We start from the raw sequence: 19,479 nt of genomic DNA, 5'->3' as shown, positions 1-19,479 counted from the left end.
CGGACGCCGCCGCGCCGCCGCCGGCGCCTCCGCCGCCGTGCCCGCCGCCGCGCGCTCGGCGACCACGACCTTCAGCTCCGACATGATCCGCTCCTCGTACCCGTTCATGCGCCCTCCTTCGCGTACGCGAGCGCCATGCCCGCCTCCGGCACCAGGTCGCGCAGCACCCGCCGCGCCCGGTGCAGCCGCACCCGCGCGGTCACCGGCCGGATGCCGAGCGCCCCCGCGGCCTCGGTCACCGTCAGCCCGTCGACCGCGATCAGCTCCAGCACCGCGCGCACGCCGTCCGGCAGCTCGCCCAGTGCCCGGTAGGTGCGGCGGCCCGCGGCCTCCGCGTCGATGCGCTCCACCAGCGCCGCGATGTCGTCGGCCTCCAGCCGCCGCCGTCCCGCCTCCCGGCCGGTCGTGCGGCGCTCCCGGGCGGCGCGGCGCCGTTCGGCCGCGACCACGTTGCGGGCCACCCCGTACAGCCAGCCGACCTCCGAGCCCGCCGCGGGCCGGTAGGTGTGCGCCGACTCGATGACCGCGAGGAACACCTCGGCGGTCAGGTCGGCGGCGGTGTGCGGATCGTCGACCCGGCGGGCCACGAACCGGCCCACCGCCTCGACGTGCCGCCGGTAGAACTCCTCGAACGCCGCGGGATCTCGTCCCACGCGGGCGAGGCCGTCGTCGGATCCGGCCATGCGCTCACTCCCTCTCGCCGCTTCACCCCCACTTGGCTCGGGGGAGCGAACGCGTTACCGGAGAGTCTGCCGCCGGCGGCCCCGCCCCGCGCGGGTCACCGGTTGACGGCCGCCAGCACGTCGTTGGCGATCGCCTCGTCGATCCGGCCGTCCGGCGCGCCGCCCACGCCGATGCCCGCGATCGGGAAGCCCTTGTAGAACACCGGGACGCCGCCGGGCAGCGTGAGCGTGCCCGGGATCTGCTTGATCGTCTCGTTCCCGGACAGCGCGCTGGTCGGCTGGCCGAACGCCACCGCCGTGTACGCCTTGGCCTTCGCGGACACGTAGGTCTGCGGGCCCGCCTTGCGCGTGCGGACCACCAGCCGGATGGTGCCCGCCCGCTCCATGATCACCATGGTGACGCGCTGGTTCCCGTGCCGCCGGGCCGACTCCACGAACTCCCGGGACGCGCGGACGAGCGCGCTGTTCGACAGCACCCGCTCCGGCGCCGTGGCGCTGTCGTGCCTGCCGTGGCCATGGCCTTTCCCATGGCCGTTCCCGTGGGCATGGCCGTTCCCGTGGCCGTGACCGGGCTTGCCGTGCCCGTCCTGGACGGCGACGGTCGCGGCCGGCGCGGCGGCGGACGCCGGCCCTGCGACGCCGACCGCCCCGGCGGCGGCCGCGCCCAGCGCGACGGCGCCGCCGATGAAACGCCTGATCGACATGTTCCCCCCGATTCCCTGACATTCGGTCACATGGAGTGACCCTCCAGGTCGGAAAGTAACCGTGCGTGAGAATGGGGGACCACGCGTCGCGGGCAGCGTCCGGGCAACTCTCGGTAAAACACCCCGGTCAGCGGCCGCCGCCGTGCGAGCACCGTCCCGTCCCCTGGCAGGTCCCGCAGGTGCGGCCGCCCGACAGCGTGCCGCTGCCCCCGCATGTGGGGCATCCCGGGCAGTCGCACGCCAGGACGGCACGGTGGACGGGGACGGCGTGGCGGCTGATCGCGGTTTCGGGCATCGAGGTCTCCCATGGCGCGGTACGTGGTGATCGATAGGGCGCCGCCCTCGAGGCACGGCGGCGCACCTCTCCCGACGCGATGACTCTGCGTTGATGATGCGCGACTCTTCGTTTACCGCTCCGGCGCCACAGAGCCCGTCCCTCGCGGGTACGGCGCCCGCCCGCCGCCGCTGCTTGACATCCGGCCCCCGTGATGGATGCCGCAGCGGCGGCGGGCACCGGCTAGACGTTCGGGCCGTAGCCGGTGCATCGCGGCTTGAAGCCCGGCTCGTCGGGGCCGATGGCGTTGAGGACGATCTGCATGATCGGGCCGTCGAGCGTCATCCCGGAGTGGCTCACCGGGTCGTCGGGGCACAGGTCCTGCAGCAGGATGTTGGTGGAGTCGCCGCCGTGCAGGAACGAGTTCGCCAGCGGGGTGACGGTCGTGTCGTGCGAGGTCGCGATCGTCAGGTACCGGACGCCGGGAACGGTGTCGCCGTCGGCGAACAGCGCCTTCTGGAAGTCGGACCCCTCCTCCTGCTCGGGGTAGGTGGGCGCGCCGACGAACCGGTAGGCGTCGTTGACGAGCCCGAGGACGTGCAGCGACCGGCCGAGGTTCACCAGCCCCTGCATGGTGGTGCCGTGGTTGGTCGGCGCGAGCCCGATCATCGTGCGGACCCTGGCCGCGCCGCCGAGCCGCTTGATGTAGTAGTTCGGCATCATCCCGCCCTGGGAGCCGCCGATCACGTCGACCTTCGGGGCGCCCGTCGCGGCGAGCACGCGGTCGACGAACGCGCTCATGGTGCGGGCCGACGCGGCGACCTCGCCGAGTCCGTAGACGTGGCCGGCGGTCAGGGACGTCTCGCCGTAGTTGAACCCGTAGACGCAGTACCCCGCGTTGGCGAGGGCGGGCGCCATCATGGCGCCGGCGGAGCCGAAGTTGGACGTGGTGCCGTGCACGATCACGACGGGGTAGGGGTGCGCGGCGGACGGCCGGCAGGACCAGATGTTGGCCCCGGGGACGGCGTCCGGGCTGAAGAGGAAGTTGCCGATCGAGGTCGCCAGGTCGCCCACCGGGTACGCGGTCTCCGCCTCGGCGGGGGCGGGCGCAGCGGCGGGCGCGGTGAGGGCGGCGCACGCCGCCAGGGCGGCCGCGGTGAGGCGGCGCCGCATGCGGTTCCTTCGCGTGCGTTTCATAAGAACAACGGTATCTATTTGGAGACCGCGGATCTATGCGGCCGCGTGACAATGCGCGGGGTGCGGGTTCGTCGCCGGCGGTGGGCTCAGGCGCGCGGGCCGGGGGACCGGCCGGGCTCGCGGCGCGGCCGGTCGTCTCCGCGCGTGGCGTCGTTCGTGCGTGCGGTGTCGTTCGTGCGCGCGGCGTTGTCGGCGCCCGCGGTGTCGTTCGTGCGGGCGGCGTCGTCGTCGAGGGTGGCGGCCCAGCTGGCGAGGAGCCGCAGGGCGTCATGGCTGGAGGAGTCCGGGTTCGCGGTGTAGACCGTCATGTTCAGGCCCCCGTCGGCCGCCAGGTCGATCGACTCGTAGTCGAGGACGAGGTCGCCGACGGCCGGATGGTGGAAGGTCTTCGTCCCGGCGTGGTGCCGCCGCACGTTGTGCCTGGCCCAGCGGGTGCGGAAGTCGTCGCTGCGGGTGCACAGCTCGCCGATCAGGTCGGTGAGCACCTTGTCGTAGGGGTCGCGGCCCGCCTCCGTCCGCATCAGCGCGACCGTGATGTCGGCGGCGGTGTTCCACTCCGGGAAGAAGTCGGGCCCCGCGGGGTCGAGGAACTGGAAGCGCGCGATGTTCGGCGGACGCCCGGCCGGGCGCGGGCTCTGGTAGACCGGCCAGTACATGGCGCGGCCGAGCCGGTTGGCGGCGACGACGTCCATGCGCCCGTCGCGGATGATCGCGGGCGCGTCCGTCATCGCGTCCAGCATGCGCTGGAGCCCCGGCCGGACCTTCGGCGCGGAACGGCGGGTGCGGTGCGCGGCGCCGCCGGGCCCGGCGGCGCGGGCCAGGTCGAACAGGTGGGCGCGCTCCGCGTCGTCCAGTTGCAGCGCGCGTACCAGGGCCTCCAGGACGCTGTCGGACACGCCGGACAGGTTCCCGCGCTCCAGGCGGATGTAGTAGTCCACGCTGACGCCCGCGAGCATGGCGACCTCCTCGCGGCGCAGCCCGGGAACGCGCCGGTTCCCTCCGTAGACGGGCAGCCCCGCCTGCTGCGGCGTGATCCTCGCGCGGCGGGACGCCAGGAAGTCCCGGACCTCGTTCCTGCTGTCCATGCCTTCCACGCTATGCGGCATGCCCGCGGCGAGGGGGGTACTGCCGTTACCTGAGACAGCCGTCCCTGTTACAAGGCTCTGAGCAGGGGTTTCATGGCCGGTGGAAAGGAAGGGGAGCACATGGAGATCCTTGAGCGGCGGCCGGCGAGCAAGGCCCCGGCGGAATGGTTCACCGGCGACGTGTGGTTGGACGTGATCTACGCCGGGGAGGAGCCGTCGCGGGCCCGCCTGAACCTGGTGCGGTTCGCGCCGTGCGCCCGCACCGACTGGCACTCGCACGCGCTGGGCCAGACCCTGCACATCGTGTCCGGGGTCGCGCTCCTCCAGGAACGCGGCGGCGAGATCATCGAAGCCCGTCCGGGCGACACGGTCTACACCCCGCCCGGCCAGGAGCACTGGCACGGCGCGGCGCCCGACGCGTTCATGGAGCACCTCGCGCTGTGGGAGGGCACCGGCGACCCGGACGTCCCCGAGACGGTCTGGGGCGACAAGGTCACCGACGCCGAGTACGGCGGCCCGCGCTCCGGCGCCCGCGCCTGACCGCCTTTCCGAAGACGAAGTTTCCCGAACACGAAGTTTCCCGAAGACCGAGGAGTTCCGTTCCATGCTCGGAGCAGTGCTGCACGCACCCGGCGACGTGCGCGTCGAGGAGCGCGCCGACCCGGCGATCATCGAGCCGACCGACGCGGTCATCCGGCTGTCGGCGACCTGCGTCTGCGGGTCCGACCTGTGGCCGTACCGGGGCGTGGAGAAGCCCGACGGCCCCGCCCCGATGGGGCACGAGTACGTCGGCGTCGTCGAGGAGGTCGGCGCCGACGTCCGGACGATCAGGCCGGGCCAGTTCGTGATCGGCTCGTTCTGGGCGTCCGACGGCACCTGCGAGCTGTGCCGCGCGGGCTACCAGAGCTCGTGCGTCCACCGCGTGCTGATGGGCACGATCGGGACGCAGTCCCAGCTCGCCCGGATCCCGCTCGCGGACGGCACGCTGGTCGCCACGCCGGAGCCGCCGCCGGCGGACCTCGTCCCGAGCCTGCTCGCCGCGTCCGACGTGCTCGGCACCGGCTGGTTCGGCGCCGTGGCGGCGGACGTGGGTCCGGGCAAGACGGTCGCGGTCGTCGGGGACGGCGCGGTCGGCCTGTGCGGCGTCCTCGCCGCCCGGCAGCTCGGCGCCGAGCGGATCATCGCGATGAGCCGGCACGCGCCCCGCCAGGAGCTCGCGCGCGCGTTCGGCGCCACCGACGTCGTCACCGAGCGCGGCGCCGACGGCGTCGCGAAGATCAAGGAGATGACCGGCGGGCTCGGGGCGCACAGCGTCATCGAGGCGGTCGGCACCCAGGAGTCGATGGCGCAGGCGATCCGGTCCACCCGGCCCGGCGGCCACGTCGGCTTCGTCGGCGTCGCGCACGGCGTCGAGCTGCCCGGCGAGGAGCTGTTCTTCTCCCAGGTGCACCTGCACGGCGGGCCGGCGCCCGTCCGCCGGTTCCTGCCGGAGCTGGTCGACCTGATCTGGAGGCGGGAGATCGACCCGGGCCGCGTCTTCGACCTCACGCTCCCGCTGGCGGAGGCCGCCGAGGGCTACCGGGCGATGGACGAGCGCCGCGCGATCAAGGTCCTGCTGACGCCCTGATGCCGGGAACGGCGCGCGGCGGCGGTCAGGCGACCCAGGACGGGACGATCCGGCCCAGCCGGGCGGGGTCGGTGAGCCCGCTGATCGCGGTCACGGCGCCGTCCGCGACCGTGAAGGCCAGCACCGTCACCGGCCGCCCGCCGACCGTGATGAGGACGCCCGGCAGGCCGTCGACGAGGACCGGATGGCCGGTCGCGCCCGGCCGCGCGAACCGGCGCGCCTGCGCCGCGACCTCGCCCGCGCCGCGGACGACGACGCTGCCGCCGGGGCCGTGCGCACGCAGCTCGACGTCCGGGGCGAGGACGGCCAGCAGCCCGGCGACGTCGCCCCGGCCCGCCGCCGCCAGGAACGCGTCGACGACGTCCCGGCCGGCGGCGCCGGAGCCGGACGCGGGCGCGCCGGACCGCAGCCGTCCGCGGGCCCGGCTGGCGAGCATCTTGGCGGCCGGGGTGCTCCGGCCGAGGACCGCCGCGATCGCGTCGAACGGGACCTCGAACACGTCGTGCAGCACGAACGACACCCGTTCCGCCGGGGTCAGCGCGTCCATGACGACGTACAGCGCGAGGCCCACGGACTCGGCGAGCACCGCCTCCTCCTCCGGATCGATCCGGGCGATCGCGTCCGCGTCCGCGTCGAGGGGGAGCACGCCGATGTCCAGTTCGAGGGGCTGCTCGCGCCGCGTCCCGCGCCTGCGCAGCAGGTCGAGGCAGATCCGGCCGGTCACGGTGGTGAGCCAGCCGCGCAGGTCGTCGATGCCGTCGGCGCCGGTCCGCGCGAGCCGCAGCCATGCCTCCTGGACGGCGTCGTCCGCGTCGGAATGGGAGCCGAGCACGCGGTACGCGACCGCGTGCAGGTAGGGGCGCTGCGCCTCGAACTCGGCGGCGAGCTGGTCCTCTTCGGTCACGATCCTCCTCGGCGTGTGGCGGTCTCACTACCAGGACGCGCCGGGCGCCAGTGAGGTAACGCCGCGGGCCGCGCGTTACCTCCCGCCGCGTCCGGACGTCGTAGTGCCGTCCCCTGACCGGATGTTCCAAGGAGGAACGATGACGGCACGCATTCACGACGCGAAGAGCCGGCCCGACATCACGAAGGGCGTCCAGCTTCTGTTCAAGGAGGTGTACTCGGGCGGGGTGCCGCGCGAGACGCTGGAGCTGGTGCATCTGCGGGCGAGCCAGATCAACGGCTGCAGCGCCTGCGTCGACGCGGGCGCCACGGCGGCGGCCAGGGCGGGCATCGCCCAGGAGAAGCTGATGGGCGTCGCGGCCTGGTACGAGAACCCGCTGTTCGACGAGGCGGAGCGGGCCGCGCTGGCGCTCGCCGAGGCCGCGACGCGGCTGTCCGACCGGCCCGGCGCCGTCACCGACGAGATCTGGGCGGAGGCCGCGCGGCACTTCGACGAGCGGCAGCTCGGGTCGCTGGTGCTGATGGTGGCGGTCACCAACTTCTTCAACCGGATCAACACGACGTTCCGGATCCCCGCCGGGACGCGCTGGGACTGACCCCGGCGCCCGGCCGCGCCGCGCGGGCGGCGTGGCAGGATCGTGGCACGCCGACTATGTGGGGGTGTGTCCGGATTGTGGAGGGTCGGGTGCCGGGGCGGGCGCGGCTGATCGTCGGGGCCGTGCTGGCGTCGTTCGCCGGGGTGTACGTGCTGGCGGCGCCGGCGCGGACGGCGGGGCCCGGCCGGGTGGCGGCCGCGGTCGCCCTGGTGGCGGTCGTCCTGGGCGTGCAGATCGTCCGGGTCGTCGCGCGGGACGGCCGGTGGCGCTGGTGGATCCCGGTGCAGGCGGCGGCGGCCTACGCGGGCGTGCTGGCGTTCGGCACGTCCGCGGGGATCCTCGGGTTCGCGGCGGGCTCGCTGCTGCTGGCGGGCGCGTGGCCGCTCGCGGCGGCGGTCGTCGGGAGCGCGGCGGTCCTCGGCGGCGCCGACGTGACGATCACGTGCCTGCTCACCGGGCTGGTCGTCTACGGGCTGGTGCGGCTGGCGGACCGGGCGGACGACACCGCGGCGGCGCGGCTGCCGCTGACGCTGGCGGCGGTGGCGCGGGAGCGGCTGCGGATCGCGGCGGAGCTGAACCGCGGGCTCGGCGACGGGCTGCGGGAGATCTCGGAGGGGAGCCGCCGGGCGCTGGAGCGGCCGAAGGAGATCGCGGACGTGCTGGACGTCGCGCGGAGGTCGCTGAACGAGGCCCGCGCAGCGGCGGCCGATTTCCGCAGCATGTCGCTGGCCCCAGAGGCGTCGGCGGCGCGCGCGCTGTTGGAGTCGGCGGGCGTCCACGCGGACGTGCGGACGAGCCACAGCGAACCCTTGGGACCGGCCGGGGCGCTCCTAGCGATGGCATTGCGCGAGGCGGTCACGGACGTGGTGCGCGTCGGGACGGCGCGGACCTGCGTCATCGAGACCTCCGAAGCGGACGGGTTCGTGCGGCTGCGCGTCGTGAACGACGGGGTCCGCACGGCCGAGCTCGGCGAGGAGGGGCTGGAGGACGCCGCGCGGCGGGTGCGGGCGGCGGGCGGCGGCTTCTCCACCGGGCTGGGGGAGGACGGCAGGTTCGCGGTCGAGGCCTCGGTGAAGGCGGGCGAGCGGCCGGTGAGCCTGCCGGACCGGGCCGCCTACCGGCTGTCGGTGGGACTGCTGGCGGCTGTGCTGGCGGGGTTCTCCGTCAAGGGGCTGCTGCAGGTTCCGTGGGGGTGGGAGTGGCCGGTCGCGGCGGCGCTGCTCGTCTGCATCGGTGCCCTTCAGCTGCTGTGGACGAGCACCGGGCGGCCCAAGGCGTGGGCGCTGGGCCTCGCGGTGCTGAGCGTCGCGCCCGTGCCGCTGCTCGGGAAGCCGTGGCTGGGCGTCGCGGGGTTCCTGGTCGGGACGCTGCTGGTCGGCCTGCCGCGCAAGGTCGCGATCCCGCTGGTCGCCGCGGTGATGGCGGCGGTCGGGGCGGGCGCGGCGGGCCTTGGGCTCGGCGCCGCGGCCGTCACCAACTACGTGATCAGCACGCTGGTCACCGGCCTGGTCGTGTACGGGCTCGTCCGGCTGGCGCGGCTCGTCCGGGACCTGCGGGCGGCGGGGGAGGAGCTGGCGCGGGCCGCGACCGTCCAGGAGCGGCTGCGGGCGGCGCGCGACCTGCACGACCTGCTGGGGCACAGCCTCGCGGCGATCCTGCTGAAGTGCGAGCTGGCGCGTCGGCTCGCGGACGTCGATCCGGCGCGCGCGCGAGCGGAGCTGGAGGAGGTCGTCGCGATGGCGGAACGCGCCGGGCGGGACCTGGACGCCGCCACCGGCGGCGACGCCGGGCTGTCGCTGGACGGGGAGGCGCGTTCGGCTCGCTCGGTGCTGGCCGCGGCAGGGGTCGAGGTCGAGATGGACCTCGCGCACGGGGAACTGGCGGACGGGACGTCGGCGGTGCTCGGCACGGTGCTGCGTGAGGCCGTGACCAACGTGCTCCGGCACAGCGCCGCGAAACGTTGCGTCATCATGACCGCGCAAGAGGACGGTGTGGTCCGGCTGGTCGTGGAGAACGACGGGCTGGATCCGGCGGCACCGCGTACGGCTCCCGGGTCCGGAATCGGGAACCTGACGACGCGCCTGGCATCGGCCGGAGGGACGCTCAGCGCGCGCGCCGACGGCAAGGGCGGCTTCCGGGTGGAGGCCGTGATCGGCTGAAGCCGGCGGCTAGAGCCAGCCTGCCTCTCGCGCGATGCGGGCCGCGTCGGTGCGGTTGCGCGCGTTGAGCTTGGTGACGACGGCGGTGAGGTAGTTGCGGACCGTCCCGGCCGACAGGTGCAGCCGCTCGGCGATCTCCGGTGCCTCCGCGCCCTCGGCGGCGAGGCGCAGCACGTCCGTCTCGCGCGGGGTGAGCGGGTTGTCGGCGAGGTCCCAGGCGGTGAGGGCGAGCTTGGGGTCGAGGACGCGCTCGCCCGCGGCGACCTTGCGGATCCCTGCGGCGAGCTCGTCCGGCGGCGCGGTCTTCAGCAGGAAGCCGCGGACGTGCGCGGCGAGGGCGCGGCGCAGGTGGCCGGGCTTGCCGTGGCCGGTGAGGATCAGCGTGGCGACGCCGGGGAGGGCGTCGTGCAGGGCGGCGGCGGCCGCGAGGCCGTCCATGCCGGGCATGTCGACGTCCAGGACGGCGACGTCCGGGCGGGCGGCGCGGGCGGCGGCGAGGACCTCGTCGCCGCGCTCGACCTCGGCCACCACGGTCAGGTCCGGTTCGAGCGACAGCAGGGCCGCCAGCGCGCTGCGCACGACGTGGTGGTCGTCCGCGAGGAGCACGTTGATCACGGCTCATGTCTACCAGTGACGGCGTCACGGGCCGGACCATGACGAGATCACATATGACCGGTGATGTGCTCTCTGGTCCGTGAAGCCGCAGGTCAGAAGACTTGTCCGCATGGACGAAGCGGTGCGGATGGACGCGGTGAGCAAGGTGTACGGCAAGGGGAGGGGCGCGGTGGCGGCGCTGCGCGAGGTGTCGGCGGGCATCCCGCGCGGCCGGTTCACCGCCGTGATGGGCCCGTCGGGATCGGGGAAGAGCACGTTCCTGCACTGCGCGGCGGGCCTCGACAGCCCGACGTCCGGGAGCGTCCGGCTGGGCGACACCGAGCTGTCCGGCATGAACGAGACGAAGCTGACGGAGTTGCGCAGGCAGCGGGTCGGTTTCGTGTTCCAGGCGTTCAATCTGGTGTCGTCGCTGACGGTCGAGCAGAACATCACCTTGCCGCTGCGTCTCGCCCGTACGCGGGTCGACCGGAAATGGCTGGACGAGGTCGTCGAGAGAGTCGGCCTGAGCGAACGCCTAGGGCATCGTCCGGCGCAATTGTCAGGCGGGCAGCAGCAGCGCGTCGCCATAGCGCGCGCGCTGGTCACGCGTCCGGAAGTGGTGTTCGGGGACGAGCCGACGGGCGCGCTCGACACGATGACGGCCCGGGACGTCCTGACCCTGCTGCGCGAGACCGTCGACGCCATGGGGCAGACGGTCGTGATGGTGACCCACGACCCGGTCGCCGCGTCCTACGCGGACACGGTGCTGTTCCTCGCGGACGGCCGGATCGCCGACGCGATGGACGCGCCGTCCAGCGACAAGGTGGCGGCCCGCATGACCCGGCTGGGGGCGTGGAACTGATGCTGCGGATCGTCCTTTCCACGGTGCGGCACCGCAAGGCGGGGTTCGCGGGGGCGTTCGTCGCGCTGCTGTGCGCGGCGGCGCTGGTGTGCGCGTGCGGGGTTCTGCTGGACACCGGGCTGCGCGGCTCGGTCGCGCCGGAGCGGTACGCCGGGGCGCCGGTGGTGGTGACCGGCGACCAGTTCGTCCACCAGACGAAGATCAAGAAGAAGGGCAAGGTCAAGCACAAGGCGAAGGCGATCGCCGAGCGGGCGTGGCTGCCCGCCTCGACCGCGGACGCGGTCCGCGCGGCGGGCGCCCGCGACGTCGTCACCGAGGTCGCGTTCCCCGCGGAGATCGGCACCGCGCCGGACGAGTCGTGGGGGCACGGCTGGGAGTCGGCCGCGCTGACCCCGTTCACGCTGCGCGAGGGCCGGGCGCCCGCCGCCCCCGACGAGATCGTCGTGGACGCGGCGACGGCCCGCGCGAACGGCCTGCGCCCCGGCTCGCGGGTGCGGGTCGCGTCCGCCGAACCGGGCTCCTACCGGGTGTCCGGCGTGACGCGGCAGGCGCTGAAGGACCAGGCCGCGATCTTCTTCACCACCGCCGAGGCGCGCCGGCTGGCCGGGCACCCCGGCCAGGTCACCGCGATCGGCGCGACCGGCTCCAAGGCCGCGATCGCCGCCGCGCTGCGCGGCACCCGCGCCACCGTCCACACCGGCGCGGACCGCGGCCGGGCCGAGTTCCCCGGCGCCGAGCGGTCCCGGATCAAGCTGATCAGCATGGGCGGCGCGCTCGGCGGGACGGCGCTGCTCGTCGCGATCCTCGTCGTGTCCGGCACGTTCGCCCTCTCCGTGCAGCAGCGGCAGCGGGAGATCGCGCTGCTGCGCGCCGTCGCCGCGACGCCCCGGCAGGTCCGCCGGATGATCGGGCGGGAGGCGCTGCTCATCGGCCTCGCCGCCGGGCCGCTCGGCGCCGCCGCCGGGCTGCCGCTGGCGTTCTGGCTGCGCGACCGGTTCCGCGGCCTCGGCGCCCTGCCCCCGAACCTCGACCTGGTCGTCAGCCCGTTCCCGCCGGCCGCGGCGGCGGTGGCGGCGATCGTCGCGGCCGTCGCGGCGGCCCGGATCGCCGGGCGCCGGACGGCGCGGATCCGCCCCGTCGAGGCGCTCGGGGACGCGGCGATGGCCCCGGCCCGGCTCGGCGTCGCGCGCACCGCCGCCGGGCTGCTGGTCCTCGCCGGATCCGTCGTGCTGACGATCGTGCTCGCGGGCCTGCACACCGAGGCCGCGGCGAGCCCCGTCACGATGCTGACCGCGCTCGCCTGGACGGTCGCGGTCGCGCTGCTCGGCCCGGTCATCGCCCGCGCGGCCGTCGCCGTCCTCGCCGTCCCGCTGCGCGCGTTCCCGGTCGCCGGGCACCTCGCCGCCGCGAACCTCGGCGCGGGCGCGCGGCGCCTCGCGTCGGTGATCACGCCGCTGACCCTGATGATCGGGCTCACCGCCACGATCCTGTTCGCGCAGACGACCACGGGACGCGCCGCTGTGCGGCAGGCGACCGGCGGCACGCTCGCCGCGCACGTCGCAGGCCCGAAGATCCCGCACGGCACCGCGGAGGCGATCCGCCGCACGCCCGGCGTCGCCGCCGTGACGGAGGTCGTGCACAGCACCGTCCGGGTCGGGCTGGAGAACTACGGCGTCCAGGGCGTCACCACCGCCGGGCTGGACAAGACCATGGACCTCGACGTCCGCAAGGGCGACATCAAGGCGCTGGATCCGTCGTCCATCGCGGTCAGCACCACCGCGGCGTCGCGGCTGCACGTCGGACCCGGCGACACGCTCCGCCTCACCCTCGGCGACGGCACGCCCGCCGCGCTCAAGGTCGTCGCCGTCTACGGGCGCGGGCTCGGCTTCGGCGACCTCACCGTCGCCCACGACCTCCTCGCCGCCCACGTGGACGACCCGCGCGGCACAGTCCTCATCGCGGGCACGGCTCCGGAGAGCGTCCCGACCGTCAGCGCGTCGACCCTCGCCGAGGACACCGCCTCCGCGAACGCCGAGGTCAACTACATCGCGATGGGTCTGATCATCGCGTTCACCGCGATCGCCGTGGTCAACACGCTGGCGATGTCGACCGCCGGCCGGGCCCGCGAGCTCGCCGTGCTGCGGCTGTCCGGCGCCACCCGCCGGCAGATCACCCGGATGCTCGGCGGGGAGACCCTCGCCGTCGTGCTGGTCGCCGGCGTCCTCGGCACCGCGATCGCGCTCGCGACCCTCACCGCGTTCGGACGCGGCATGACCGGCGGCGGGCCGTCCGTCCCGCCGCTCGCCCACCTCGGCGTGATCGCCTGGGGCGGCCTCCTCGCGGCGGCGGCCACGGCGCTGCCCGCCCGGCTCGCGATGCGGACCCGTCCCGCCGACGCCGTGGGCGCCCGCGAGTGACGCCCGGCCGGGCGCCCGGCAGACCTCCCCGGCCCCGCGGCCGGGGAGGTCTGGACAGATCGTCGCACCGGTTCTACTTTGTTCACGATCGCTCTAGGACCGATGGCGGAGCGGAGGTCAATGGTGAGCTGAGATCGTGGCGATTGCCAGGAAAATCGATCGCAACGCACCCTGACCATGGGCTCCCGCAATGGCTGACGAATCGCAGAACGACCCGCCTACCATTCCGCCACCGGCCGTTGCCGGCGCGTTAAGCCGCCGGCCCCTGCGGTTTCCCGGATAAGGCCGGTACATTGACCGCGGCAGGCAGTCGCCGGAAGACACGGCGCCCATCCGACATCGCCCCCGCGCGTGCGGCCGCGCGGGCACCCCTGGCTGGACGGTTGCATGGCTCGTCGTGAACGCCCGCTGGACCCGGCGGCCGGCCCGCTGGAGTCGTTCGCGCACGATCTCCGCGCGCTGCGGATGTCCGCGGGCGAACCGACCTACCGCCAATTGGCGCAACTCGCCGGATACAGCGCCTCGACGTTGTCGGAAGCCGCCAGCGGCGTCCGGTTGCCGACGTTATCGGTGACCCTCGCTTTCGTCGGCGCGTGCGACGGCGATACCGGCGAGTGGGAGCGCCGCTGGAAAGAGGTCCACGACGCCGTGCAGGCCGCGGAGGACGCGGCGCCCGACCCGGAAGAGGACGACGCGGGCGGAGACGGCGCGGGCGGAGAGGCCGTCGTCAAGCGGGAGATCCTGCGGCCGGAAGTGCCGGGAGAACCCGCGCCCGGACCGGTGCCGCGCGAATTCCATTCGATCGTCATCGGCCCCGCCGCGACCGGCGGGCGGACCAGGCGGAACGCCGCCGCGATCACCGCGGCGTGCCTCCTCGCCGCCGGGCTGTTCGTCGTCGGGCTGAGCGTCGGCGGGCGGGACGGCGGCCACATGCACATGGGCGGCTGCCCCATGCCCGCGAAGAACCCCAAGTTCACCGCCACCGCGTACGGCGCCGGGGCGCACGTCCGGTCCGGCGCCGCCCTCGACCGGCCGGAGGTGGCGACGTACCCGGCGGGATGCGTGATCGCGTTCACCGGGTTCTGCATCGGCGCGAAGGTCACCGACCGGACGGCGGGCATCCCGGACAGCCGCTGGTTCGTCCTGCCGGACGGCCGCGTCGTCGCCTCCGCCGTCGTCCACGGCAACCCGCCCGCGCACCTCGCGCCGACCGGGTGCGCCGGGGCGCTGCCGGCGCCGAAACGGCTGACGCTGAAGGCCATCGGCGCGCCGTCGCGGGACCCCCGGGTCGTGCTCACCGCGGCGGGCCCGGACGTGCAGATCGTGGGCTTCGCCGCCTACTACGCGGCCGACCCCGCCAGCCCGGAGCTCCGCCTGTGGCACCAGGTCGGGCTGACCGGCGACGCCGCGTCCGGCCTGTCGGTCACCTGGCGGCCCGACCGGCTCCCCGCCCCCGTCCACCCCGGCGACCGCGTCCCGGTCGCGGCGGTCGCCTGCTTCGGCGGCGGCGCCCCGGGCGAGGCGGCGGCCGTCGCGTCGCTGCGGCTCCCCGGCCCGCACGACGCGGCGTCGCTGGCGTCGCCGTCCACGACGGTCGACGCGTCGGCGCGCGAGGCCGCCTGCAAGTACCCCAGCGCCTCCTGACCGGACGGGCCGCCCGCGCCGCCGCCCGCGTCCACGGCTCCCACGTCCACGGCTCCCGGCGGTGGACTTCCCACCGCGGCCGTACAACACCGTGTCAATAGGGCCACCCACCCCGACCCGTCCGCCGGCACCCCCTCTGACCTGCCCGTACAGCCGCCGGCCCGGTGGCCCGGACAGACCCCGGCGGGCCGGATGTACGGCGCTGATTGATCTCTCTCGGCGGGTGTGTCGATCAATCAATGGGGCCGGTAGCAACGAGAGGCGACGAGCCGAGTCGACCCCACGGAAGCCCCACGGAAGGACGCACCGCATGAAGCTGACGAGGACCCGGGCCGCCATCACCGGGCTGCTCGCGACCGTCGCGGTCACGGGCGGCCTGGCGGCGGGCGCGGTGCAGGCGTCCGCCGCCCCGCACGCCGCGCCCGCCGCCGCGCCCGCCGCCCTGCCCGCCGTCGACATGGAGGCCACCGTCCTCGCCGCGCAGATCGACCCGCGGCGCGCCGACGACACGCTGACCCCGGGCGCGAAGGCGTCCGTCCTCGCCGTCGAGCAGGCGCTGCAGGCCAGGAACCTCCTGGACGCCCGCTGGGTGGACGGCTACTTCGGCACCGAGACCGTCGCGGCGTACGCGGCCTACCAGCGCTCCCTCGGCTACAGCGGCCTCGCCGCGAACGGGCTGCCGGGCGCGACGTCGCTGACCAAGCTCGGGGAGAACCGCTACACCGTCACCCGCAAGATCAGCCCGGGCGCGAAGGTGCAGCGCGACGGGTACACGGTCGACGCCCGCACGCAGGCGATGCTCGCCGAGGCCGAACGCCTGCTCGGCTTCAAGATCGTCCTGTCGCAGGGCTCCTACAACCCCGGCGGCGACCCGTCGTCCGCCGGCACCCACGACGGCGGCGGCGTCGTCGACATCAGCGTCACCGGGATGTCCGCCGCCACCCGCACGTCCGTGGCGCGCGCGCTGCGCCAGGTCGGGTTCGCCGCGTGGGTCCGCAACCCGAACCAGGGCGACTGGCCCTGGCACATCCACGCCGCCGCGATCAACGACACCGACCTGTCCAGCCAGGCGCAGCACCAGACGGGCGACTACTACCTCGGCCTCAACGGCCTGGCCGACCGGGGCGCGGACGACGGGCCGCGCGTCCCGATCCAGACCTGGGAGGAGTACCAGCGCACCCACTGACCGGGCGCGCCCACCGGGCCAGGCATCTCCACACCCCCTATCGAAAGAGGAGACCATGCCGCACCTGAAGAAGACCCTGACGTTCGCCGGCGCAGCGCTGGCCCTCACCGCGCCCCTCGTGGCCTCGGTTTCGCCCGCGTACGCGGCGGGCCGCGACGGGGTCTGCGACAGCGGTGAGTTCTGCTACTACTACAACAGCAACGAGGCCGGGTCGATCTCCGACTTCACCACCTCGATCGGCGACTACGGCACCACCCAGCCCTCCTGCTACGACTTCAAGAGCGCCGGAAGCGGCCAGGGCGTCTGCGTGAAGAACAACGCGGCGTCGGTGTGGAACCGCACGAGCCACACGGTGCGGGTCTACTACAACAGCAATTACGGCGGCGCCTACCAGGACTTCGCGGCCGGCGCGAAGGGGAACCTGAACGCCACGCTGAAGAACAACAACGCCTCGCACCAGATCCTCGACGGGTCGGGGCAGACGCCGCGCAACGACTACGACGGGAACGCGCGCGGGTTCGCGCAGAACAACTGCACCGCGTTCGCGGCGTGGCGGATCGCGAGCCGGCTCGGCGTCCCGAACTTCTCCAACTCGTGGAAGACCACCTGGGGCAACGCGGGCACCTGGGACGACGCCGCCCGCCGGGTCGGCGTGACGGTCAACAAGACGCCGTCCGTCGGCGCGATCGCCGTCAACGACGTCCACAAGGTCGGCCACGTCGCCTACGTGAACAGGGTCTACTCCGACGGCTCGTTCGACGTCGAGGAGTACAACTGGAACAACCCGCTCGCCTACGGCACGCGCTCGCACGTGCACGTGAGCACCGCCCAGGCCGACTTCCAGTGGATGCTCCACTTCTGAGAGGCGGCCGGAAATGGCGATGCGCGCACGGTTGATCGGCCTGCTCACGGCCGTGGTGACGGTGCTGGCCGGAGTCGTGGTGGTGGCCGGGCCAGCGTCCGCGGCGTCCCGTGACGGGGCCTGCGACAGCGGCGAGTTCTGCTACTACTTCAACAGCGACGAGGCCGGGTCGATCTCCGACTTCACCAGTTCCCTGGACGACTACGGGACGACCCAGCCGACCTGCTACGAATTCAAGGGCGCCGGGAACGGCCAGGGCGTCTGCGTGAAGAACAACGCGGCGTCGGTGTGGAACCGCACGAGCCACACGGTGCGGGTCTACTACAACAGCAACTACGCCGGTGCCTACCAGGACTTCGCCGCCGGGGCGAAAGGCAACCTGAACGCGACGCTGAAGAACAACAACGCCTCGCACCAGATCCTGGTGTCGCAGCCAAGCGGGTGCAAGACCGACGGGTCCAACACCACGCTGCCGTCCTCGATCCTGGTGTACCGCGTGAGCCTCGGCCGCGTGGACCGGGTGGACTTCAAGACCTACGTCAAGAACGTCCTCCCGAACGAGTGGATCTCGAGCTGGCCGAGCGCCTCGCTGGACGCCGGGGCGATGGCCGTCAAGAGCTACGCCTGGTACTGGGCGCTGCACTCGACCCGCAAGACCTCGGGCGGCGCGTGCTACGACGTCCGGGACGACACGGGCGACCAGGTGTACCGGCCGTCGTCGGCGGTGTCGTCGACGTCCGCGGCCGTCGACCGCACGTGGTCGACCCGGATGACGCGCAGCGGCAACATCCTGATCGCGCACTACTGCTCCACCACGACCGCCTGCGGCGCCTGGGTGGACGGGAACTGGATGTCGCAGTACGGCTCGCGCGACATGGCGAACGCCGGCTCGGACTTCCGGGCGATCCTCCGCCACTACTACCGGGACATCGTCCTGTCCTGACGCTCTCCCGCTCGCGGCGGGGCACCGGCGATCCGGCCGGCGCCCCGCCGCTTCGCGTCCGGGGTCAGCCGTGCGCGGCGGTCGGCGACGGCGCCGCCGCCGGGCCGTCCGCCGGCTCCTCGGTCGGCTCCGGGCCGACGAAGAGCATCACCTGGCCGTCCGCCCACGGGACGGCGTCGTGGACGTACCAGTTGCCCGGCACCTGCCCCGGGTAGCGGACCTGGCTCTCGTTGCCCACCATCACCCGGTACTCGGGGACGGTGACGTTCCGCTTCTTCAGCGCCGCCAGCACCTCGGACACGTGCCGCTTGCGGTACACCATCCCGTGCATGGCCTCGCCGCGCGCGGTCGCCGCAGCGGTGCTCTCGTACTGCTCGCCGTGCCGTGCCGCGCGCCCGAAGACGATCGTGGCGGTGCCCGTGTAGCCCTCCCGGATCCGCACCCCCACCGTGCAGTCGTCGCCGCCGCTGGCGACCTCGCAGGCGCCCTTGACGCGGATCTCGGTGACGTCGTCGGGACGCGCCGTGGCGCCGGTGTCCTCCATCACGACGGTGCCCACGATCGACGGCGAGACGGGCACCAGGCTCAGGTTCACGTGCAGGCCGTGCGCGGCGAACTCCTGCTTGTACCGTGCCGGGTCGGCGTACGGGTCGCGGATCCGCACGTCGATGTAGCGGCCCTTGCGGGTGAAGCTGAGCGCGGCGGCGAGCTGCACCCGCGCGTGCGTGCCCGCGGTCGGTGCGCTGCCGGACGGCGCGGGCCGCCCCGGATCGCCGGAGCCCCCGGACTGCCCGGCGAGCACGGCGGCGACCGCCGCCGCGGCGACCCCCGTGGCCAGCAGCGGAAGCCCGATCGCGAGGCGGCGGCGCGTACGGCGCGGGGCCGGGGCGGCGCCGGGCCCGGCGGCTTCGGCGGGCGCGGCGGTGATCCGTCCGGCCAGGTCGGCGGCCGCCTCGTCGGAGAGCAGCTCGGCGGCGCGGGCGTCGGTGACGGTGGCGAGGCGGCCGACGAGCGGGTCGATGTCGTGGTTCATGCGCGTTCTCCGTTGATGACCGCTGCGGGCATGGCGTGGGCGTTCGGGGCCTGGGCCCCCTGCCGGTCCAGGGCGCGGGCGAACCGGCGGCGGGCCCGGTGCAGCCGGATCCGCACCGCGTTGCGCGAGCACCCGAGCACCGCGGCGATCTCGCCGTGGTCCAGGCCCTCCCAGCCGACCAGCGACAGCAGCTCCCGGTCGCCGCCGGACAGCTCGCCGAACGCCGCGGCGATCGCGGCGAGCTCCCCGTCCGGAGGCGGGACGCGGTGCCCCGCGAGGTCGGTGCGCAGCCGTCCCGCGAGGTCGCCGACCAGCGCGGACCGGCGGCGCTCACCCCGGTGGTGGTTCGCCAGCACGCGGCGGGCGACGCCGTACAGCCACAGCCGGGCCGCGTCGCCGGGGGGCACGTCGTCCAGCCGCCGCCACGCGATCAGGAACGTCTCGGCGAGCACGTCGGCCGCGTCCTGCGGGTCGGCCGTGCGGCGCAGCGCGTAGCCGAGGAGCCCGGCGCGGTGGGCCGCGTAGACGTGCTCGAAGCGGCGCCGCCGCTCATCGGGCGGGCGTGGTGCCTCCGGACTGGCTGACACGTGACTTCCTCTCGCCGTACGGACCGGACGCCCACCACATGTCCGTCACAGCGCGAGCATTTCACCGCCCGCCGCCCGCCGCCCGCCGCCCGCCGCCCGCCGCCCGCCGCCCGCGGCCCGCCG

19 protein-coding genes are annotated in these 19,479 nt (G+C 74.4%); 10 read left to right on the top strand and 9 right to left on the bottom strand.

Features of this window, described 5'->3' with window-relative positions:
* Positions 1 to 104 precede the first annotated feature (104 nt).
* The 5 genes from F9B16_RS38150 to F9B16_RS38135 all read right to left on the bottom strand — a co-directional run bounded on the left by F9B16_RS38150 (position 105) and on the right by F9B16_RS38135 (position 3,943).
* Positions 105 to 683, bottom strand: a complete 579-nt coding sequence (locus tag F9B16_RS38150; RefSeq protein WP_151545102.1) for an RNA polymerase sigma factor — start codon at positions 681 to 683, stop codon at positions 105 to 107.
* 95 nt (positions 684 to 778) lie between these two features.
* On the bottom strand, positions 779 to 1,387 hold the full coding sequence (locus F9B16_RS38145) for a GlcG/HbpS family heme-binding protein (protein WP_151545101.1): 609 nt from the start codon (positions 1,385 to 1,387) through the stop codon (positions 779 to 781).
* 127 nt (positions 1,388 to 1,514) lie between these two features.
* Positions 1,515 to 1,682 carry a hypothetical protein gene (locus tag F9B16_RS51550; RefSeq protein WP_192809191.1) on the bottom strand — a complete coding sequence of 56 codons (168 nt, stop codon included), beginning with the start codon at positions 1,680 to 1,682 and terminating at the stop codon, positions 1,515 to 1,517.
* Between the two features lie 222 nt (positions 1,683 to 1,904).
* Entirely contained in the window at positions 1,905 to 2,858 is a 954-nt protein-coding gene (locus F9B16_RS38140; RefSeq protein WP_225992309.1) for an esterase/lipase family protein, read from the bottom strand.
* Positions 2,859 to 2,944: 86 nt separating this feature from the next.
* Positions 2,945 to 3,943: a helix-turn-helix transcriptional regulator gene (locus F9B16_RS38135; protein WP_151545100.1), complete on the bottom strand. Its 999-nt coding sequence runs from the start codon at positions 3,941 to 3,943 to the stop codon at positions 2,945 to 2,947.
* A gap of 120 nt (positions 3,944 to 4,063) precedes the next feature.
* Between F9B16_RS38135 and F9B16_RS38130 the strand changes: the two genes are divergently transcribed.
* Positions 4,064 to 4,483 carry a (R)-mandelonitrile lyase gene (locus tag F9B16_RS38130; RefSeq protein ID WP_151545099.1) on the top strand — a complete coding sequence of 140 codons (420 nt, stop codon included), beginning with the start codon at positions 4,064 to 4,066 and terminating at the stop codon, positions 4,481 to 4,483.
* Between the two features lie 64 nt (positions 4,484 to 4,547).
* Positions 4,548 to 5,570, top strand: coding sequence for a zinc-dependent alcohol dehydrogenase family protein (locus F9B16_RS38125; protein WP_151545098.1), 1,023 nt, complete (start codon positions 4,548 to 4,550; stop codon positions 5,568 to 5,570).
* A 25-nt stretch (positions 5,571 to 5,595) separates the two neighbouring features.
* Here F9B16_RS38125 and F9B16_RS38120 read toward each other — a convergent pair whose 3' ends face one another.
* On the bottom strand, positions 5,596 to 6,474 hold the full coding sequence (locus F9B16_RS38120; RefSeq protein WP_151545097.1) for a sigma-70 family RNA polymerase sigma factor: 879 nt from the start codon (positions 6,472 to 6,474) through the stop codon (positions 5,596 to 5,598).
* A 139-nt stretch (positions 6,475 to 6,613) separates the two neighbouring features.
* On the opposite strand from F9B16_RS38120, the gene F9B16_RS38115 reads away from it, so the two are divergent.
* Both F9B16_RS38115 and F9B16_RS38110 read left to right on the top strand, forming a co-directional pair.
* Positions 6,614 to 7,069, top strand: a complete 456-nt coding sequence (locus F9B16_RS38115) for a carboxymuconolactone decarboxylase family protein (protein ID WP_151545096.1) — start codon at positions 6,614 to 6,616, stop codon at positions 7,067 to 7,069.
* 89 nt (positions 7,070 to 7,158) lie between these two features.
* Positions 7,159 to 9,228 carry a sensor histidine kinase gene (locus tag F9B16_RS38110; protein ID WP_151545095.1) on the top strand — a complete coding sequence of 690 codons (2,070 nt, stop codon included), beginning with the start codon at positions 7,159 to 7,161 and terminating at the stop codon, positions 9,226 to 9,228.
* Between the two features lie 9 nt (positions 9,229 to 9,237).
* Here the strand turns inward: F9B16_RS38110 and F9B16_RS38105 are convergent, their stop codons facing one another.
* Positions 9,238 to 9,843, bottom strand: coding sequence for a response regulator transcription factor (locus F9B16_RS38105; protein ID WP_151545094.1), 606 nt, complete (start codon positions 9,841 to 9,843; stop codon positions 9,238 to 9,240).
* A gap of 109 nt (positions 9,844 to 9,952) precedes the next feature.
* On the opposite strand from F9B16_RS38105, the gene F9B16_RS38100 reads away from it, so the two are divergent.
* From F9B16_RS38100 to F9B16_RS38075, 6 genes are all read left to right on the top strand, one after another.
* Positions 9,953 to 10,684, top strand: a complete 732-nt coding sequence (locus tag F9B16_RS38100) for an ABC transporter ATP-binding protein (RefSeq protein ID WP_225992308.1) — start codon at positions 9,953 to 9,955, stop codon at positions 10,682 to 10,684.
* Positions 10,684 to 13,101 (top strand): ABC transporter permease, encoded by a 2,418-nt coding sequence (locus tag F9B16_RS38095; protein ID WP_192809192.1) that lies wholly within the window; start codon positions 10,684 to 10,686, stop codon positions 13,099 to 13,101. The genes F9B16_RS38100 and F9B16_RS38095 overlap by 1 nt, the downstream gene beginning before the upstream one ends.
* A 387-nt stretch (positions 13,102 to 13,488) precedes the next feature.
* Complete coding sequence (locus F9B16_RS53075) at positions 13,489 to 14,745, top strand: helix-turn-helix domain-containing protein (RefSeq protein WP_225992307.1); 1,257 nt, start codon at positions 13,489 to 13,491, stop codon at positions 14,743 to 14,745.
* Between the two features lie 310 nt (positions 14,746 to 15,055).
* Positions 15,056 to 15,931 carry a peptidoglycan-binding domain-containing protein gene (locus tag F9B16_RS38085; RefSeq protein ID WP_225992306.1) on the top strand — a complete coding sequence of 292 codons (876 nt, stop codon included), beginning with the start codon at positions 15,056 to 15,058 and terminating at the stop codon, positions 15,929 to 15,931.
* A 55-nt stretch (positions 15,932 to 15,986) separates the two neighbouring features.
* A complete protein-coding gene (locus F9B16_RS38080) occupies positions 15,987 to 16,793 on the top strand; it encodes a CHAP domain-containing protein (RefSeq protein ID WP_151545092.1) in 807 nt (268 codons plus the stop codon).
* 19 nt (positions 16,794 to 16,812) lie between these two features.
* Positions 16,813 to 17,736: a SpoIID/LytB domain-containing protein gene (locus F9B16_RS38075; protein WP_192809190.1), complete on the top strand. Its 924-nt coding sequence runs from the start codon at positions 16,813 to 16,815 to the stop codon at positions 17,734 to 17,736.
* A gap of 64 nt (positions 17,737 to 17,800) precedes the next feature.
* Here F9B16_RS38075 and F9B16_RS38070 read toward each other — a convergent pair whose 3' ends face one another.
* Both F9B16_RS38070 and F9B16_RS38065 read right to left on the bottom strand, forming a co-directional pair.
* Complete coding sequence (locus tag F9B16_RS38070; RefSeq protein WP_151545090.1) at positions 17,801 to 18,769, bottom strand: hypothetical protein; 969 nt, start codon at positions 18,767 to 18,769, stop codon at positions 17,801 to 17,803.
* Entirely contained in the window at positions 18,766 to 19,356 is a 591-nt protein-coding gene (locus tag F9B16_RS38065) for an RNA polymerase sigma factor (protein WP_151545089.1), read from the bottom strand. Before F9B16_RS38065 ends, F9B16_RS38070 begins: the two co-directional genes overlap by 4 nt.
* Positions 19,357 to 19,479 lie beyond the last annotated feature (123 nt).

Origin of the sequence: Actinomadura montaniterrae, assembly GCF_008923365.1 — a bacterium.
Taxonomy (GTDB): domain Bacteria; phylum Actinomycetota; class Actinomycetes; order Streptosporangiales; family Streptosporangiaceae; genus Spirillospora; species Spirillospora montaniterrae.
This window is presented reverse-complemented; position numbering and strand designations above follow the sequence as displayed.

Bases quoted from the DNA above. Each gene is read 5' to 3' on its own strand.
- F9B16_RS38150 (WP_151545102.1), bottom strand. From the start codon at position 683: ATGGCCGGATCCGACGACGGCCTCGCCCGCGTGGGACGAGATCCCGCG.
- F9B16_RS38075 (WP_192809190.1), top strand. From the start codon at position 16,813: ATGCGCGCACGGTTGATCGGCCTGCTCACGGCCGTGGTGACGGTGCTG.
- F9B16_RS38125 (WP_151545098.1), top strand. From the start codon at position 4,548: ATGCTCGGAGCAGTGCTGCACGCACCCGGCGACGTGCGCGTCGAGGAG.
- F9B16_RS38095 (WP_192809192.1), top strand. From the start codon at position 10,684: ATGCTGCGGATCGTCCTTTCCACGGTGCGGCACCGCAAGGCGGGGTTC.
- F9B16_RS53075 (WP_225992307.1), top strand. From the start codon at position 13,489: ATGGCTCGTCGTGAACGCCCGCTGGACCCGGCGGCCGGCCCGCTGGAG.
- F9B16_RS38100 (WP_225992308.1), top strand. From the start codon at position 9,953: ATGGACGAAGCGGTGCGGATGGACGCGGTGAGCAAGGTGTACGGCAAG.
- F9B16_RS38085 (WP_225992306.1), top strand. From the start codon at position 15,056: ATGAAGCTGACGAGGACCCGGGCCGCCATCACCGGGCTGCTCGCGACC.
- F9B16_RS38140 (WP_225992309.1), bottom strand. From the start codon at position 2,858: ATGAAACGCACGCGAAGGAACCGCATGCGGCGCCGCCTCACCGCGGCC.
- F9B16_RS38070 (WP_151545090.1), bottom strand. From the start codon at position 18,769: ATGAACCACGACATCGACCCGCTCGTCGGCCGCCTCGCCACCGTCACC.
- F9B16_RS38145 (WP_151545101.1), bottom strand. From the start codon at position 1,387: ATGTCGATCAGGCGTTTCATCGGCGGCGCCGTCGCGCTGGGCGCGGCC.
- F9B16_RS38130 (WP_151545099.1), top strand. From the start codon at position 4,064: ATGGAGATCCTTGAGCGGCGGCCGGCGAGCAAGGCCCCGGCGGAATGG.
- F9B16_RS51550 (WP_192809191.1), bottom strand. From the start codon at position 1,682: ATGCCCGAAACCGCGATCAGCCGCCACGCCGTCCCCGTCCACCGTGCC.
- F9B16_RS38115 (WP_151545096.1), top strand. From the start codon at position 6,614: ATGACGGCACGCATTCACGACGCGAAGAGCCGGCCCGACATCACGAAG.
- F9B16_RS38135 (WP_151545100.1), bottom strand. From the start codon at position 3,943: ATGGACAGCAGGAACGAGGTCCGGGACTTCCTGGCGTCCCGCCGCGCG.
- F9B16_RS38080 (WP_151545092.1), top strand. From the start codon at position 15,987: ATGCCGCACCTGAAGAAGACCCTGACGTTCGCCGGCGCAGCGCTGGCC.